Source organism: Pseudoxanthomonas mexicana, from assembly GCF_046736355.1.
Taxonomy (GTDB): Bacteria; Pseudomonadota; Gammaproteobacteria; order Xanthomonadales; family Xanthomonadaceae; genus Pseudoxanthomonas_A; species Pseudoxanthomonas_A mexicana_B.
The window spans coordinates 1,459,045-1,473,334 of record NZ_CP157201.1; the positions used below are offsets into that span (position 1 = coordinate 1,459,045).

The window sequence follows — 14,290 nt, forward strand, 5'->3', positions numbered from 1 at the left end:
TGGGATTGGGGATTCGCAAAAGCCCGGTGATGATTCGCTGATGCGGTATTCCTGAGTCCGTCGCCATGTCTGGTTCCTTGCTCGAACAATTCATCGAAGCCTTCCGCGTGCTGCCGGGCGTCGGCCAGAAGACCGCGCAGCGGATGGCCTACCACCTGCTGGAGCGCGACCGCGCCGGCGGCAAGCGGCTGGCCGAGACGCTGGCGCAGGCGCTGGAGCGCATCGGCCATTGCGCGATGTGCCGCGACTTCACCGAAAGCGAGATCTGCGCGACCTGCGCCAGCGCCAGCCGCGATCGCCAGCAGCTGTGCGTGGTCGAATCGCCGGTGGACCGGCTGGCCATCGAGCAGGCCACCGGCTACCGCGGCCTGTACTTCGTGCTGCAGGGCCGGCTGTCGCCGCTGGACGGCATCGGCCCGCGCGAGCTGGGGCTGGACCTGCTGTCGGCGCGGCTGGCGCAGGGCGGAGTGGAGGAACTGATCATCGCCACCAATCCCACCGTCGAGGGCGAGGCCACCGCGCACTACCTGGCGCAACTGGCGCGCCAGCATGGCGTGCGCCCCAGCCGGCCGACCCACGGCGTGCCGCTAGGCGGCGAACTGGAATACGTCGATCGCGGCACGCTGGCGCATGCGTTCGGGTCGCGCAGCGAGATGGCTTGAGGGCGGGGATGACCGGACATTCGTCCGTTGAAAACCGGGATTCGGGATTCGGGATTCGCAACAGCCCGCGTCCCGCAGGACCGTCATCCCAGCTTGCGCTGGGATGACGAGCAAAGGCGAGCAAAGGCGATAAGCTCTGCCCCAATCCCCAATCCCCAATCCCCAATCCCCAATCCCCAATCCCCAATCCCCAATCCCGAGCCATGACCGACACCATATTCGGCAAAATCATCCGCCGCGAGATTCCCGCCACCATCGTCTACGAGGACGACGAGGTGCTGGGATTCAAGGACATCGCGCCGCAGGCGCCGGTGCACGTGCTGTTCATCCCGAAGAACGAGGCCATCCCGACGCTGGATGACCTGCAGCCGTCGCAGGCCCACCTCATCGGCAAGCTGGCGCTGGCCGCGGCCGAATACGCGCGCCGCGAGGGACTGGCGCAGGACGGCTACCGCGTGGTGATGAACTGCCGCGAATACGCCGGCCAGACCGTGTTCCACATCCACCTGCACCTGCTCGCCGGCGCACCGCTGGGGCGTTTCGGCACGGCGGGTTGACGCTTGTGGGAGCGACGTCAGTCGCGACCGAGGTACCGCCGCGTCGCGACTGACGTCGCTCCCACAGGGCATCCTTGTAGAGCCGAGCTTGCTCGGCTGTGCGCGAAAGGCAGCCGAGCAAGCTCGGCTCTACAAGTGGTATCGCCGTCAGTTGATGCTGACCACTACGAAAAAAAGCCGCTCATCGAGCGGCTTTTTCGTTACCAGGCGGCAGGCTTCACCACCAGCCCCACCAGCCCCAGCGCGGACTCCAGAACGGGTCGTAGTACGGATAGGGGTACGGCCGCACCTCGACCTGGCGCACTTCCGGCCACAGGTAGACGACGTCGGCGGCCACGCGCGGCAGGCGGTAGTCGTATTCGCCGATGCGGGCGTTCTCGTAGCCGTCGACGCGGCCGACGAAGGTGACCTCGCGGCCTTCGGCGAACACCGCCGGGTCGTAGAAACCGGCGCGGCAGGCGATGAAGCGGCCGTCGTTGGCGTCCGGCGCCGAGCTTTGCGGCCGGCCGGTGGCGGCCAGCGGACGCGACACCAGCTGGAAGCAGGTGCTGTCGGGGCCCGGGATGGTCTCGATGATGCGCCCGCCCCAGCGCACCGGTGCGCCGACCTGGGCGGTGGCGACCGCGTCGCGCGGGGTGACCTGGGTGAAGCTGCCCTGCAGCGGCTGCGGCGCGGACGCGCAGGCGCCCAGCAACGCGGCCGTGGCGATCAGCACGGTGGATCGGAGCATGTTCATGGCGGATCTCCTGGAGGAGGTTACGGGCGGTGCCGGCGCAGGTCGCGGATGAGCGCAGCGCGGTCCTGGACGTCGCCAGCGTAGCGGGCCGCGGCGAAACGCTCGCTGAGCGGAACCAGCCCGTTGGCGACCTGCGGCCGCGTCCTGGCCACCCGCCGCGCCCAGGCCAGCGCCGGTTCGTGCGGCGCGCGTTCCAGCCCCAGCCGTGCGTAGCGCTTGCCGAGGCGGTGCCAGGCGCGCAGCAGCGGGTCGCGCTCGCGCTCGCCGCGCGCCAGCCACCAGGCCATCCAGCCCAGCGCCAGCGCGGCGGCCAGCGCGAACAGCAGGCCCTGCCGTTCGCCGCCCAGCCGGCCCATGCCCAGGCCCGACAGCAGCCGTTCCTGGCGGGAGGCGTCGAAGCCGAGCACCAGATCGTTCCAGCCGCGCCGCAGCCAGTCGCCGAAATCGCCGAGCTGGCGCACCGCGCCCAGGCCGCCGCCGGCGCCGGACAGGCGGTCCTCCAGGGTGTCGTAGATGCGCTCGGGGGCCACCGCCGCGGTCGGGTCCACCCGCACCCAGCCACGCTGCGGCAGCCACACCTCGGCCCAGGCGTGGGCGTCCATGTTGCGCACGATCCAGTAGTCGCCGAACGGATTGCGGTAGCCGCCGGTGTAGCCGGTCACCACCCGCGCCGGGATGCCGGCCGCGCGCATCAGCACGACGAAGGACGAGCTGAAGTGCTCGCAGTAGCCGTTCTTCTGCTCGAACAGGAATTGGTCGACGCTGTGCCGTCCCGGCAGCGGCGTGTCGAGCGTGTAGCCGAACTCGGCGCGTATCCATGCCAGCGCGCGCTCGACGATGCGCGCGTCGTCGCTGCCGGCCTGGCGCCGCCACTGCGCCGCCAGCGCCAGCGTGCGGGGGTTGTAGCCGGCCGGCAGTTGCAGCGCGTACTGGCGCAGGGCGGCGGGCAGCTGCGGCTCGTGCCGCAGCACCGGCGCCGACTGCATGCGCCAGCGGGTCAGCGAGGTCAGCGGGCGCTGGCTGAGCAGGGTGTGGTCGTAGGTCGGGCGGGTTCCCGCCGGCGCGGCGTGCGGCAGTTCCAGCGCGACCACTTCGCGGCGATCGGTGGCCTCGATTTCGACTTGGTAGTCCCAGGCCGGCGCGCCGTGGGTCACCGTCTCCGGCGGCAGCTCGCGCAGCCAGCGCGATTGACTCCAGACGCGGCCGTCGAACTCCCACAGCACCGGCCCGCGCCAGTACATCTGTTCCGGGCGCGGCTCCGCGCCGAAGAACTGCACGCGCAGCGCTGGGTTGTCGTCGGCCATCAGGTCGATCCAGCCGCCGGGCTCCATGCTGTCGGACAGCCCGGGCTTGGCCAGCGCGCGCTCGGGCACGCCCCACAGCGGGGTGGGGAAGCGCGGGAACAGCCAGAACGCGGCCAGCATCATCGGCAGGCCCAGCGCGACCAGCCGGCCGACCGCCAGCAACTGCCGCCGCAGCGGCAGCGCGCCGGCCGCCAGGCCGGCCTCGGCGTCGGCCAGGCGCTGCAGCGTGACCAGTGCGGCCAGCGCAGACAGCAGGCCCAGCACCATCGTCAGCGGTCCCTGGTCGAGCAGGAAAGCGGCGAACGGCGCGAACAGCCCGAACCCGACCAGGCTGCGCGCATCGCGCAGGCTGCGCGTCTCGGCCGGCTTGATCGCCAGCATCGAGGCCAGCATCGCGCAGCCGGTATCGCGGCCGAAGTTGAAGCCCATCACCGCGAACACCACCGCCAGCATCGACAAGGCCAGCAGCAGGCGCAGCGCCGCGTGCAGCGGCCGGCGCCACGACAGCGCGGCCACCGCCAGCGCGATCAGCGCGATCGGCAGCGCCACCGAGGCCGGCAACGGGATCAGCAGCGCGGCCAGGCACAGGCCGGCGGTGGCCAGCACCCATGCGCGCGGTCCGGCGCCGATCGGCGGCGCGTCCGTCAGGGCGTCAGTGCGCGGCATGCGGCAGCAGCGCGAGCGCGCGCAGGCAGAGGTGGCGGTGGGCCGGGCCCTGCGACGGCCCCAGCGGCGGTTGTCCCGGCAGCGAAAGCCGGTAGCGGCGGCCTTCGCGCTCGGCCAGGTCGACCCAGCGCGCCAGCCGGCGGATGCGCAGTTCGTGGTCCAGGCCGGCCAGCGCCTGCCAGTCCAGCGCCACGTCCTGGCTCAGCGGCTGCTCGTACTCGCGCACCAGCAGCGCGTCGCGGCGGGCCGAGTGCTTCCAGGCGATCGCGCGGCGCGGGTCGCCGGGGCGATACGGGCGCAGGTGGTGCATGTCCTCGCCGGCCGGGTGCAGGCGCGTGGCCTGCTGCTGGCCGAAGCCTTCCGGCAGCGGCGGGCCGTTGTGTTCCGGCATCGGGTAGACCAGCAACGGCGTCTGCGGCCACACCCACGACCACGCGCGCGCCAGGCCCAGCGGCTGGGTCGTGGACAGGCGGATGCGGTCGGGATCCAGCCAGCCGCGGCGCTCGGTGGGCACCATCAGCGTCGCCACCACCGGCTCGCCGGCCAGCACCGGCGCGGTGGTCTGGTCGCCCAGGCCGTGCAGCCGCAGGCCGCGCCGCTTGCGGCCGTCGCGCGCCGAGATCGCCACGTGCACCTGCATCACCGCGCCGGCCGGCACCGGCTCGGCGCCGAGCGCGTCGACCGACAGGCCCGACAACTGCAGGTGCGCGGCCATCAGGCTGGCCAGCCCCGCCGAGCACAGCAGCAGCGCCAGCAGCAGCGCCGGATTGTTGTTGTAGTTCAGCGCGCCGAGCACCATCGAGAACAGCAGCACGGCGAAGAACGCGCCGAAGCCGGTCGGCAGCACGTAGACGCGGCGACGATCCAGCCGCGCCGGCAGCGCCTCGGGTTGGCGCGGGCGCGCCAGCAGCGAGAAGCGTCGGGCCAGGCGCTGGCGGGGCGTGTCGGACACGGCTTCAGGCTTGCGCCGCGATCAGTCCACCGGCACCGCGTGCAGCACCGCCTTGGCCAGCGCCGGGGTGGACGCGGCCTCGGCCTCGGCCACCAGCCGGTGCGCGGCCACCGCGGAGAACAGCGCCTGCACGTCCTCCGGCAGCACGTGGCGGCGGCCCAGCAGCAGCGCGTAGGCGCGCGCGCCGCGCAGCAGCGCGATGCCGGCGCGCGGCGACAGGCCCACGCGCACGCCCGGGTGCTGGCGACTGCGGGTCAGCAGCGCCTGCACGTAGTCGATCAGCGCATCGCTGGCGTGCACTTCGTCCACCGCCTGCCGCAGCGCCAGCACGTCCTCGTCCGACAGCAGCGGCATGGCCTGGGCGATCAGTTCGCGGCGGTCGGCGCCGGCCAGCAGCGCGCGCTCGGACTCGGGATTGGGATAGCCCAGGTTGAGCCGCAGCAGGAAGCGATCCAACTGCGAATCCGGCAGCGGGTAGGTGCCGGACAGATCGACCGGGTTCTGCGTGGCGATGACGAAGAACGGATCCGGCAGCGAATGGGTGACGCCGTCCAGCGTGACCTGGTGCTCGGCCATCGCCTCCAGCAGCGCGCTCTGCGTGCGCGGCGGCGCGCGGTTGATCTCGTCGGCCAGCAGCACGTTGGTGAACACCGGGCCGGGGTGGAACTGGAACTGCCGGCTCTGCGCGTCGTACACCGACACGCCCAGCACGTCGGCCGGCAGCAGGTCGGAAGTGAACTGCACGCGCTGGAAGCCCAGCCCCAGCGTGGCGGCCAGCGCGTGCGCCAGCGTGGTCTTGCCCAGTCCGGGCAGGTCCTCGATCAGCAGGTGCCCGCCCGACAGCAACGCCACGAACGCCAGCCGCACTTCGTGCGACTTGCCCAGCAACAGCGCGTTGACCTGCTGCTGCGCGCGCTTGAGGGCGTCGAGCAGGGCATCGGATAGCATAGGTCCGGCGCTGGGGACTGCGGACATCACTCGCTCTCGGCTGACGGGTCAGGAGGGAGTGTAGCGGATGCAGGATCGACACCAGGCGAAGCGGGTTTTCGTCGCGCTGTGGCTGCTGGCCACGGCCGCCAAGTGCGCGATCGCCGCGCGCCTGCCGCTGTTCGTCGACGAGGCCTTCTACTGGCAGGAAGGCCGGCACCTGGCGCTGGCCTATTCGGATCTGCCCGGCCTGACCGCCTGGCTGACGCGGCTGGGCGTCGAGCTCGGCGGCCACCACGCGCTGGCGCTGCGGATGCCGTTCCTGCTGATCGCCGCGCTGCTGCCGTGGCTGGTCGCGCGCATCGGCGCGCGCGAGTTCGACGAGGCCGCCGGCTGGCAGGCCGGCAGCCTGGTCGTGCTGATGCCGCTGTCCGGCACGCTGGGCCTGCTGGCGCTGCCGGACGTGCCGATGGCGCTGGCCACCGTGCTGTGCATGGATGCCGGTGCGCGCCTGCTGCGGCGGGTCGATGCGGCGGCCGTGGCGACGCTGGCGCTGGGACTGGCGATCGGCGCGCTCAGCCATTACCGCTTCGTCGGCGTGATCGGCATCGGCACGATCGCCCTGCTGGCGCTGCCGCAGGGCCGCCGCGCGCTGCTCGACGCGCGGGTCTGGGCGGCGCTGGCGATCGGCGCGCTGGCATGGCTGCCGCTGCTGCTGTGGAACCTGCAGCACGCCGATGCGGGACTGCGCTTCCAACTGGTCGATCGCCATCCGTGGTCGTTCGATGCGCGCGGCGCGTGGTTCATCGCCGTGCAGGCGCTGCTGGCCACGCCGTTGCTGTTCCTCGCGCTGCTGCAACTGTGCGTGCGCGCGCTGCGCGCCGGCGCGCAGCCGCCGTGGCGCTATCTCGGCCTGCTCGGCGCGGCCTCGACCTTCGGCTTCTTCGCGCTGGGCTTCTTCGCCGACTCGGAGCGGGTCAGCTTCCACTGGACGCTGCCGGGCTACCTGGCCCTGCTGGTCGCCGTGCCGGTGCTGCTGCGGAGCTGGCCGCGCGCGCTGCGCATGGCGACCTGGCTCATGGCCGCGCTGGGCCTGGCGGCGCTGCTGGCCTACTACCTGGCGGTATCGGTGCCGGCCTGGCGCGCGCACTGGGCCGGCGACAAGTCCTACCCGTACAACTTCGCCGGCTGGGACGAACTGGCCGTGGCGGTGCGCGAGGAACTGCGGGCGATGCCGGCCGGTACCGTGCTGCTGGCCGACAACTTCAAGATCGGCGCCGAACTGGGCTTTGCGCTGCGCGACCCGCGCATCGCCGTGCTCGACCATCCGCTCAACCACAAGCATGGCCGCGCGCCGCAACTGGCCCTCTCCGGACTGGCCCACGCCGGCCGCCCGCAGGCGCCGACCCTGCTGGTGGCGTCCTCGACCGACGTCAAGCTGCGCGACCTGCTGGATCGCTACCAGTGGCTGTGCGCGCAACTGGGCGCGCTGCCGCCGCCGCGCGTGATCAACAGCGATCACGGCGCGCAGCGCTTCCTGCTGTTCCGGCTGCCCGCGGGCGGCGCGGAAGGCGATTGCGTGACACCGGCGATCGCGCATATCAACCAGCCGGAAAGCGGCGCGCGGGTGCCGCCGCGGTTCGCGCTGCGCGGCTGGGCGATCAAGGACGTGGCCGGCGTGGAAGCGGTCACCGTCACCCTCGACGGCAAGCCGGTCGCGCTCGCCGAGTACGGCCATCGCGACGAATGGCCGGCGCGCTTCTATCGCGACGCCTCGCGCGATCCGCAGCAGCCGGCCATCGCCTTCAGCGCGCAGATCGATGCCTCGGCGCTTGCGCCCGGCCGGCATTGGCTGGGACTGGTGATCCACGGCCGCGACGGCAGCCGCGAGGCCTGGGCCGAGCAGCCGGTCGTCATCGACCCGGCGATGGGCGAACCATGACAGGGCATCCCGTCTTCCCGCGCCCGGAACGGCTTGTCCAATGCATGGCAGGAGCGATTGCGAGCCTGCCCGTGCACCCTGAAGCACCCCGGGTCCCGTGCCCGGCAATCCATCCCGAACGCATCCCGATGCCGCCATGATTGCGAACTCCGCGCATTTCCGTCCCGTACCGCCCTTCCTGCTGATCGCGGCCCTCATGCTGACGGCGACGCTGCTCCTGCACATCCCGCTGATGCTGTGGGACCACATCGATCTGGTGCCGATCCACGAAGCCTGGCAGCGCGGCGATCTGGCCGGCTCGGAGTTCTGGCGCATCCACGACGGCAGCCACTTCCACAGCGCCGCCTACGCGGTGCTGTTGCTGACCACCTGGCTGTCCGGCGGGCAGCCGTGGCTGGACTGCATGGTCAGCTGGGCGGTGCTGGTGGTGCAGGCGTGGCTGCTGCTGGGCATCGCGCGCAGCGGCTGGCAAGGCATGCAGGTCGGCCGGGCATGGTGGCTGGTGCTGCTGCTGATGGCCTGGCACCCGGGTCACCTGGCCAACCTGCAATGGGGCTGGCAGGTGGCGGTGTTCATCAGCCTGCTCGGGGCGATCGCGCCGATCCGCTTCCTCACCGCCGAGCGTCCGGCGTTCGCGCTCAACCTGGCGGGCCTGGCGCTGGCGGCGGCGGGCGTGCTCGGCTTCACCACGACGCTGGCGGTGTTCCCGATCGCGGTGCTGCTGATCCTGGCGCGAACGGAGTGGTCGTGGCGCAGGCGCGTGGCGTTCGCGCTGCCGTGGCTGCTGGGCGCGGCGGCGCTGGCGTACGCGTTGCTGCGCGCGCGCGGCCAGCCGGTGCCGTGGCCGGGCCTGGACGTGCTGGCGATGTACGTCCTCAACTATCTCGGCGGCGGCGTGCTGCGCTTCGCCAACAAGCTGGCGCCGTGGTGGACGCTGCTCGCGCTGGCGACCGCGAGCATGGCGCTCGCGCGCATGGGACGGGAACGGCGCGCGCTGCCGTGGCTGGCGCTGATGCTGTTCGCGATCGGCTGCGCGGTGATGACGGCGCTGGGGCGGGCCGGCTATTTCGGCGCCGATCACGCCTTCGTCATCCGCTACGTCAGCTTCGCCACGCTGTTCTGGATCGGCTGGCTGGGGCTGATGGTGCTGGCCTGGCGCGAGGCGGCGCCGGCGTGGCGCCGCTGGGCGCGTCCGCTGCTGGTGGTGACGCTGTGCTTCGCCGCGATCAACGGCCTGCACATGCTCAAGAAGGCGATGGTGGTGCGCGAGCGCGCGGTCGAGTACGCCGCGCACATCCGCGCGCATTACCCCGACCTGGATCCGGGAGTCCTGGCGCAGGCCTACGAGGGCAGGGCGGAGCAGGCGCCGCAGCGTCTCGGGCTGCTGCGCGAATGGGGCTTCGCCCCGTTCCGCCCCGAGGCGGAGACGCCGCGCGAAGGTTCCGATTGAACGCGGCTCAGGGCAGCTCGAAACCGGCCTCGCGCAGCATCCGCGACAGCGCGATCAGCGGCAGTCCGATCAGCGCGGTCGGGTCGCGGCTGTCGATGGCCTCGAACAGCACGATGCCCAGGCCCTCGCACTTGAAGCTGCCGGCGCAGTCGAACGGCTGCTCGGCGTCGAGGTAGCGCTCGATCTCGGCGGGCGCGAGCGGGCGGAAGCGCACGTCGGTGGCGTCCAGCGCCTCGTGGCAGGCGTCGCCGCGCATCAGGCACACGGCGGTATGGAAGCGCACCGTGCGGCCCGACATCGCGGCCAGCTGGCTCCGGGCCGCCTCGCGGTGGCCGGGCTTGCCGATGGCCCGGCCGTCCAGTTCGGCGACCTGGTCGGCGCCGACGATCCAGCTCTCCGGGTGCTGGGCGGCGATGGCGGCGGCCTTGGCGCGCGCCAGACGGCGGGCCAGGGCCGGGCAGTCCTCGCCGGGCAGCGGGGTCTCGTCCACCTCCGGCCGCGCCGGGCGCACCGGCAGGCGCAGGCGTTCCAGCAACTGGCGGCGGTAGGACGAGGTGGAGGCCAGCAGCAGGGTCATGGCGGCGTCGGCGGCGGGGGGAGGCGCAGTCTGCGGGCCGGCGCCCGGCGCGGCAAGCGCGGCCGCCCGTCCACCGGGTTTGACAGGTCGCCCCTCGGTCCTTAACATTCAGCGGCTTATGTCCGCGAATACGCCCGAGATGTTGGATGCTTGGCGCATGGTCGCGGCGCGGCGCAGTTTCGACGGCCGCCTGCCCCTGTCCTCGATGACGCGGCTGCAGGGGCTGCTGGTGGATACCGACGGCGAGGCGCGTTTCTCGGTCGAATTCGATCGCGATGCGTTGCAGGTGCCTTACGTGGAACTGAGGATACGGGCCGAGTTGCCGCTGGTGTGCCAGCGCAGCCTGGAGCGGTTCCTGTTCCCGGTCGAGATCGCCCAGCGGCTCGGGCTGGTGCGCGACGAGGCCGACGAGGCGGCGCTGCCGCCGGACTACGAGGCGCTGCTGGTGCCGGAGGACGGCATGCTGCGCCTGGCCGAGCTGGTCGAGGACGAACTGGTCCTGGCCGTGCCGGTGGTGCCGGTGGCGCCCGGGTCGGACGCGGTCGAACGCGACTGGCCCGCGCAGGAAGAGGAACTGGCGAAGGCCAACCCGTTCGCGGCGCTGGCCTCGCTGAAGAAGAACTAGCCGCCAACGCGGCCGGGCAACACGAATCGACAGGTTCACCTTACGAGTTTTGGAGCTGGAGCAATCCCATGGCTGTGCAGAAATCCCGAGTCACCCCGTCCCGCCGTGGTCAGCGTCGTTCGCATGACGCCCTGACCGCCAAGCAGCTGTCCACCGATCCGACCACCGGCGAGACCCACCTGCGTCACCACGTGACCGCGGACGGCTACTACCGTGGCAAGAAGGTCATCAACACCAAGTCCGACGCCGTCGCCGACGAGGATTGATGCGGGCCGGCGCGCCCGCAGGGGCGCGCCCGTCACTTTCTGCGTGTGGTACACCGGCCCCGTTGCGGGCCAGCAACGGGAGCGGGCATGAAGCAGCCGGAATCCAACGGGCGCATTTACGCGCGTATCGCCGGTACCGGCAGCTATCTGCCGGAGAAGGTCCTGACCAACGACGACCTGGCCAAGCAGGTCGATACCAGCGACGAATGGATCCGCAGCCGCACCGGCATCCGCGAGCGGCACATCGCCGCCGAGGGCCAGACCGCCGGCGACTTGGGCTACATCGCCGCCACCCGTGCGATGGAGGCGGCCGGCATCCAGGCCTCCGACATCGACATGATCATCGTCGGCACCACCACGCCGGACCTGATCTTCCCGTCCACCGCCTGCCTGATCCAGGCGCGGCTGGGCGCCGGCGGCTGCGCGGCGCTGGACGTCAACGCGGCCTGCTCGGGTTTCCTGTATGCCCTGAGCGTGGCCGACAAGTTCATCCGCTGCGGCGACGCCAAGACGGTGCTGGTCATCGGCACCGAGACGCTCAGCCGCATGGTCGACTGGAGCGAGCGCACCACCTGCGTGCTGTTCGGCGACGGCGCCGGCGCGGCGGTGCTCAAGGCCGACGGCGAGACCGGCATCCTCAGCACCCACCTGCATGCCGACGGCAGCAAGAAGGAACTGCTGTGGAACCCGGTCGGCGTTTCCTGCGGGTTCAAGCCGGACCAGCCGAACCACGGCATCCGCATCGAGATGAAGGGCAACGACGTGTTCAAGTACGCCGTCAAGGCGCTGGACTCGGTCGTCGACGAGACCCTCGAGGCCAACGGCCTGGACAAGCACGACCTGGACTGGCTGATCCCGCACCAGGCCAACCTGCGCATCATCGAGGCCACCGCCAAGCGGCTGGACATGCCGATGGATCGCGTCATCGTCACCGTCGACAAGCACGGCAACACCTCCTCCGGATCGGTGCCGCTGGCGTTGGACGAGGCGGTGCGCTCGGGCCGCGTGCAGCGCGGCCAGCTGCTGCTGCTGGAAGCCTTCGGCGGCGGCTTCACCTGGGGCTCGGCGCTGTTGCGCTATTGAGGCGCCGGGATGACCGGACATTCGTCCGTTGAAAACGGGGATTCGGGATTGGGGATTGGCAAAGGCGCATCGCGCAGTGTCGTGATGTGTTGCGTGGAGCCTGATTTCTGGCCTGATTTTTCCTGTATCGCTGATGCTGGACGAGGCGGCACGTTAGGGACGCGAGCGGTGTAGCGCACTATTGCCGGAATCCTTCGCCAGCGGCTTCACCTTGGGCTCAACCGAAGATTCCGGATTCGCGCAGCGCGCCCAGCGCTTCACGATGCGCCTTTGCCAATCCCCAATCCCCAATCCCGAATCCCGAATCCCGAATCCCGGTCCACCGCATACGCCCCAGTACAGACGCAGCCGGGTTTTCGCCCGTATCATCTCCGGCCCGCTGAAACGACACCGACTGCGTGACCTCGACTTCCTCTTCCCCGCTGGCGTTCGTCTTCCCCGGACAGGGTTCGCAATCGCTGGGCATGCTGGCCGAACTGGCCGAACTGCATCCCTCCGTCCGCGAGACCTTCGTCGAGGCTTCCGACGGCGCCGGCGTGGACCTGTGGGCGCTGTCGCAGGGTGGCCCGGAGGAAATGCTCGGTCGCACCGAATACACCCAGCCGGCGCTGCTGGCCGCCGGCATCGCCGTGTGGCGCCTGTGGCGCTCGCACGGCGGCGCGCAGCCATCGCGCCTGGCCGGCCACAGCCTGGGCGAGTACACCGCGCTGGTCGCCGCCGGCGCGCTGTCGCTGCGCGAGGGCGCGCACCTGGTGCGCCTGCGCGGGCAGCTGATGCAGGAAGCCGCGCCGGCCGGCGTCGGCGCGATGGCCGCGGTGCTGGGCGCGGAGGATGAAGTGGTCGCCGAGGTCTGCAAGCAGGCCTCCGACAGCCAGGTCGTGGTGCCGGCCAACTACAACTCGCCGGGCCAGATCGTGATCGGCGGCGACGCGGCGGCGGTGGATCGCGCGATCGCGCTACTGGCCGAGCGCGGCGTGCGCAAGGCGGTCAAGCTGGCGGTCAGCGTGCCGTCGCACACCCCGCTGATGCGCGAGGCCGCCAACCGGCTGGCCGCGACGATGGCCGGGCTGGACTGGCGCGAGCCGTCGCTGCCGGTGGTGCAGAACGTCGATGCGCAGGCGCACGCAGGCGTCGAGGCGATCCGCGACGCGCTGGTGCGCCAGCTCTACCTGCCGGTGCAGTGGACCGGCTGCGTGCAGGCGCTGGCGGCGGCGGGCATCACCCGGGTGGCCGAATGCGGCCCCGGCAAGGTGCTGACCGGGCTGAACAAGCGCATCGACAAGTCGCTCGACGCGCGTACCCTGGCCACGCCCGGCGACTTCGAGGCCGCGCTGGCCGACTGGGCGGACTGAGCGCGCAGCGCTCCTCCTTCACTCCACTTTCCAAGAGGACACTGCAATGAGCAAGCCACTGCAGGGCGAGATCGCGCTCGTCACCGGCGCCAGCCGCGGCATCGGCGCGGCCATCGCCGACGAACTGGCCGCGCTGGGCGCGACCGTCGTCGGCACCGCCACCAGCGAGGCCGGCGCGCAGGCCATCGGCGCGCGGCTGGCGGCCACGGGCGGCCACGGGCGCGTGCTCGACGTTGCCGACGGCGCCGGCATCGACGCGCTGATCGAATCGATCGGCAAGGACATCGGCGCGATCAGCATCCTGGTCAACAACGCCGGCATCACCCGCGACAACCTGCTGATGCGGATGAAGGACGAGGACTGGCAGGCCATCCTCGACACCAACCTGACCAGCGTCTACCGCACCAGCAAGGCGGTGATGCGCGGCATGATGAAGGCGCGCAAGGGCCGCATCATCAACATCGCCTCGGTGATCGGCGTGACCGGCAACGCCGGGCAGGCCAACTACGCCGCCGCCAAGGCCGGCATCATCGCCTTCTCCAAGTCGCTGGCCAAGGAAATCGGCAGCCGCGGCGTCACCGTCAACGTGGTCGCGCCCGGTTTCATCGCCACCGACATGACCAAGGACCTGCCGGAGGAATCCAAGCAGGCGCTGACCCAGCAGATCGCGCTGGGGCGGCTGGGCGAGGTCGCCGACATCGCGCACGCGGTCGCCTTCCTGGCCGGCCCGCATGCCAGCTACATCACCGGCGAAACCCTGCACGTCAACGGCGGCATGTACATGCCGTGATTCACAAGTATCGGTAAGTGTTTGATCCGATGGCGGTTATCGACACCTGTAATCGTTGCCGCTTTGCACTTAAACTATCCCCGGTTTGCCCATCGCCCGCGATGGCAATCAATCAGTCACCCCATCTCCGTCTGGAGCGATATCCATGAGCAGCATCGAAGAACGCGTCAAGAAAATCGTCGTCGAACAGCTTGGCGTCAAAGAAGAAGAAGTCACCAACAACGCATCGTTCGTCGATGATCTGGGCGCAGACTCCCTCGACACGGTCGAGCTGGTGATGGCGCTGGAAGAAGAGTTCGAGTGCGAGATCCCGGACGAGGAAGCCGAGAAGATCACCTCGGTGCAGCAGGCCATCGACTACGTCAAGGCGCACGTCAAGGCGTAATCCTGCCCGCTACACC

The 14,290-nt window shown here is 70.9% G+C and carries 15 protein-coding genes; 10 read left to right on the plus strand and 5 right to left on the minus strand.

Features of this window, described 5'->3' with window-relative positions:
- Positions 1-65: 65 nt before the first annotated feature.
- Positions 66-662 (plus strand): recombination mediator RecR, encoded by a 597-nt coding sequence (gene recR, locus AAG688_RS06655; RefSeq protein WP_411834570.1) that lies wholly within the window; start codon positions 66-68, stop codon positions 660-662.
- A 203-nt stretch (positions 663-865) separates the two neighbouring features.
- Positions 866-1,219 (plus strand): histidine triad nucleotide-binding protein, encoded by a 354-nt coding sequence (locus AAG688_RS06660; protein ID WP_411834571.1) that lies wholly within the window; start codon positions 866-868, stop codon positions 1,217-1,219.
- Between the two features lie 217 nt (positions 1,220-1,436).
- Here AAG688_RS06660 and AAG688_RS06665 read toward each other — a convergent pair whose 3' ends face one another.
- Genes AAG688_RS06665 through AAG688_RS06680 form a run of 4 tightly spaced genes read right to left on the minus strand, consistent with a single transcriptional unit; the run spans position 1,437 to position 5,825 of the window.
- Positions 1,437-1,949: a Slp family lipoprotein gene (locus tag AAG688_RS06665; RefSeq protein WP_411834955.1), complete on the minus strand. Its 513-nt coding sequence runs from the start codon at positions 1,947-1,949 to the stop codon at positions 1,437-1,439.
- A 26-nt stretch (positions 1,950-1,975) separates the two neighbouring features.
- Positions 1,976-3,925 carry a DUF3488 and DUF4129 domain-containing transglutaminase family protein gene (locus AAG688_RS06670; protein WP_411834572.1) on the minus strand — a complete coding sequence of 650 codons (1,950 nt, stop codon included), beginning with the start codon at positions 3,923-3,925 and terminating at the stop codon, positions 1,976-1,978.
- Entirely contained in the window at positions 3,912-4,877 is a 966-nt protein-coding gene (locus AAG688_RS06675; RefSeq protein WP_411834573.1) for a DUF58 domain-containing protein, read from the minus strand. Before AAG688_RS06675 ends, AAG688_RS06670 begins: the two co-directional genes overlap by 14 nt.
- Before the next feature lie 21 nt (positions 4,878-4,898).
- The gene (locus tag AAG688_RS06680; RefSeq protein WP_411834574.1) at positions 4,899-5,825 is read right to left on the minus strand and encodes an AAA family ATPase; all 927 of its coding nucleotides are present in this window, start codon (positions 5,823-5,825) and stop codon (positions 4,899-4,901) included.
- A 67-nt stretch (positions 5,826-5,892) separates the two neighbouring features.
- Here AAG688_RS06680 and AAG688_RS06685 point away from each other — a divergent pair, with 67 nt between their 5' ends.
- Both AAG688_RS06685 and AAG688_RS06690 read left to right on the plus strand, forming a co-directional pair.
- On the plus strand, positions 5,893-7,746 hold the full coding sequence (locus tag AAG688_RS06685; RefSeq protein WP_411834575.1) for an ArnT family glycosyltransferase: 1,854 nt from the start codon (positions 5,893-5,895) through the stop codon (positions 7,744-7,746).
- Between the two features lie 136 nt (positions 7,747-7,882).
- Positions 7,883-9,196 (plus strand): hypothetical protein, encoded by a 1,314-nt coding sequence (locus AAG688_RS06690; protein WP_411834576.1) that lies wholly within the window; start codon positions 7,883-7,885, stop codon positions 9,194-9,196.
- A gap of 7 nt (positions 9,197-9,203) precedes the next feature.
- Here the strand turns inward: AAG688_RS06690 and AAG688_RS06695 are convergent, their stop codons facing one another.
- Positions 9,204-9,773 carry a Maf family protein gene (locus tag AAG688_RS06695; RefSeq protein ID WP_411834577.1) on the minus strand — a complete coding sequence of 190 codons (570 nt, stop codon included), beginning with the start codon at positions 9,771-9,773 and terminating at the stop codon, positions 9,204-9,206.
- 118 nt (positions 9,774-9,891) lie between these two features.
- Here AAG688_RS06695 and AAG688_RS06700 point away from each other — a divergent pair, with 118 nt between their 5' ends.
- The 6 genes from AAG688_RS06700 to acpP all read left to right on the plus strand — a co-directional run bounded on the left by AAG688_RS06700 (position 9,892) and on the right by acpP (position 14,274).
- Positions 9,892-10,398, plus strand: coding sequence for a YceD family protein (locus AAG688_RS06700; RefSeq protein WP_411834578.1), 507 nt, complete (start codon positions 9,892-9,894; stop codon positions 10,396-10,398).
- 68 nt (positions 10,399-10,466) lie between these two features.
- Positions 10,467-10,664, plus strand: a complete 198-nt coding sequence (gene rpmF, locus AAG688_RS06705) for a 50S ribosomal protein L32 (protein WP_411834579.1) — start codon at positions 10,467-10,469, stop codon at positions 10,662-10,664.
- An 87-nt stretch (positions 10,665-10,751) separates the two neighbouring features.
- On the plus strand, positions 10,752-11,747 hold the full coding sequence (locus tag AAG688_RS06710) for a beta-ketoacyl-ACP synthase III (protein ID WP_411834580.1): 996 nt from the start codon (positions 10,752-10,754) through the stop codon (positions 11,745-11,747).
- Positions 11,748-12,211: 464 nt separating this feature from the next.
- Positions 12,212-13,099 carry an ACP S-malonyltransferase gene (gene fabD / locus AAG688_RS06715; RefSeq protein WP_411834956.1) on the plus strand — a complete coding sequence of 296 codons (888 nt, stop codon included), beginning with the start codon at positions 12,212-12,214 and terminating at the stop codon, positions 13,097-13,099.
- Between the two features lie 46 nt (positions 13,100-13,145).
- Entirely contained in the window at positions 13,146-13,889 is a 744-nt protein-coding gene (gene fabG, locus AAG688_RS06720) for a 3-oxoacyl-ACP reductase FabG (protein WP_411834582.1), read from the plus strand.
- A 145-nt stretch (positions 13,890-14,034) separates the two neighbouring features.
- The gene (gene acpP / locus AAG688_RS06725) at positions 14,035-14,274 is read left to right on the plus strand and encodes an acyl carrier protein (protein WP_036135371.1); all 240 of its coding nucleotides are present in this window, start codon (positions 14,035-14,037) and stop codon (positions 14,272-14,274) included.
- Positions 14,275-14,290 lie beyond the last annotated feature (16 nt).

Coding starts and splice junctions, on each gene's coding strand:
- AAG688_RS06710 (WP_411834580.1), top strand. CDS start 10,752: ATGAAGCAGCCGGAATCCAACGGGCGCATTTACGCGCGTATCGCCGGT.
- fabG (WP_411834582.1), top strand. CDS start 13,146: ATGAGCAAGCCACTGCAGGGCGAGATCGCGCTCGTCACCGGCGCCAGC.
- AAG688_RS06660 (WP_411834571.1), top strand. CDS start 866: ATGACCGACACCATATTCGGCAAAATCATCCGCCGCGAGATTCCCGCC.
- AAG688_RS06670 (WP_411834572.1), bottom strand. CDS start 3,925: ATGCCGCGCACTGACGCCCTGACGGACGCGCCGCCGATCGGCGCCGGA.
- AAG688_RS06690 (WP_411834576.1), top strand. CDS start 7,883: ATGATTGCGAACTCCGCGCATTTCCGTCCCGTACCGCCCTTCCTGCTG.
- AAG688_RS06695 (WP_411834577.1), bottom strand. CDS start 9,773: ATGACCCTGCTGCTGGCCTCCACCTCGTCCTACCGCCGCCAGTTGCTG.
- AAG688_RS06680 (WP_411834574.1), bottom strand. CDS start 5,825: ATGCTATCCGATGCCCTGCTCGACGCCCTCAAGCGCGCGCAGCAGCAG.
- AAG688_RS06685 (WP_411834575.1), top strand. CDS start 5,893: ATGCAGGATCGACACCAGGCGAAGCGGGTTTTCGTCGCGCTGTGGCTG.
- recR (WP_411834570.1), top strand. CDS start 66: ATGTCTGGTTCCTTGCTCGAACAATTCATCGAAGCCTTCCGCGTGCTG.
- AAG688_RS06665 (WP_411834955.1), bottom strand. CDS start 1,949: ATGCTCCGATCCACCGTGCTGATCGCCACGGCCGCGTTGCTGGGCGCC.
- AAG688_RS06700 (WP_411834578.1), top strand. CDS start 9,892: ATGTCCGCGAATACGCCCGAGATGTTGGATGCTTGGCGCATGGTCGCG.
- rpmF (WP_411834579.1), top strand. CDS start 10,467: ATGGCTGTGCAGAAATCCCGAGTCACCCCGTCCCGCCGTGGTCAGCGT.
- acpP (WP_036135371.1), top strand. CDS start 14,035: ATGAGCAGCATCGAAGAACGCGTCAAGAAAATCGTCGTCGAACAGCTT.
- fabD (WP_411834956.1), top strand. CDS start 12,212: ATGCTGGCCGAACTGGCCGAACTGCATCCCTCCGTCCGCGAGACCTTC.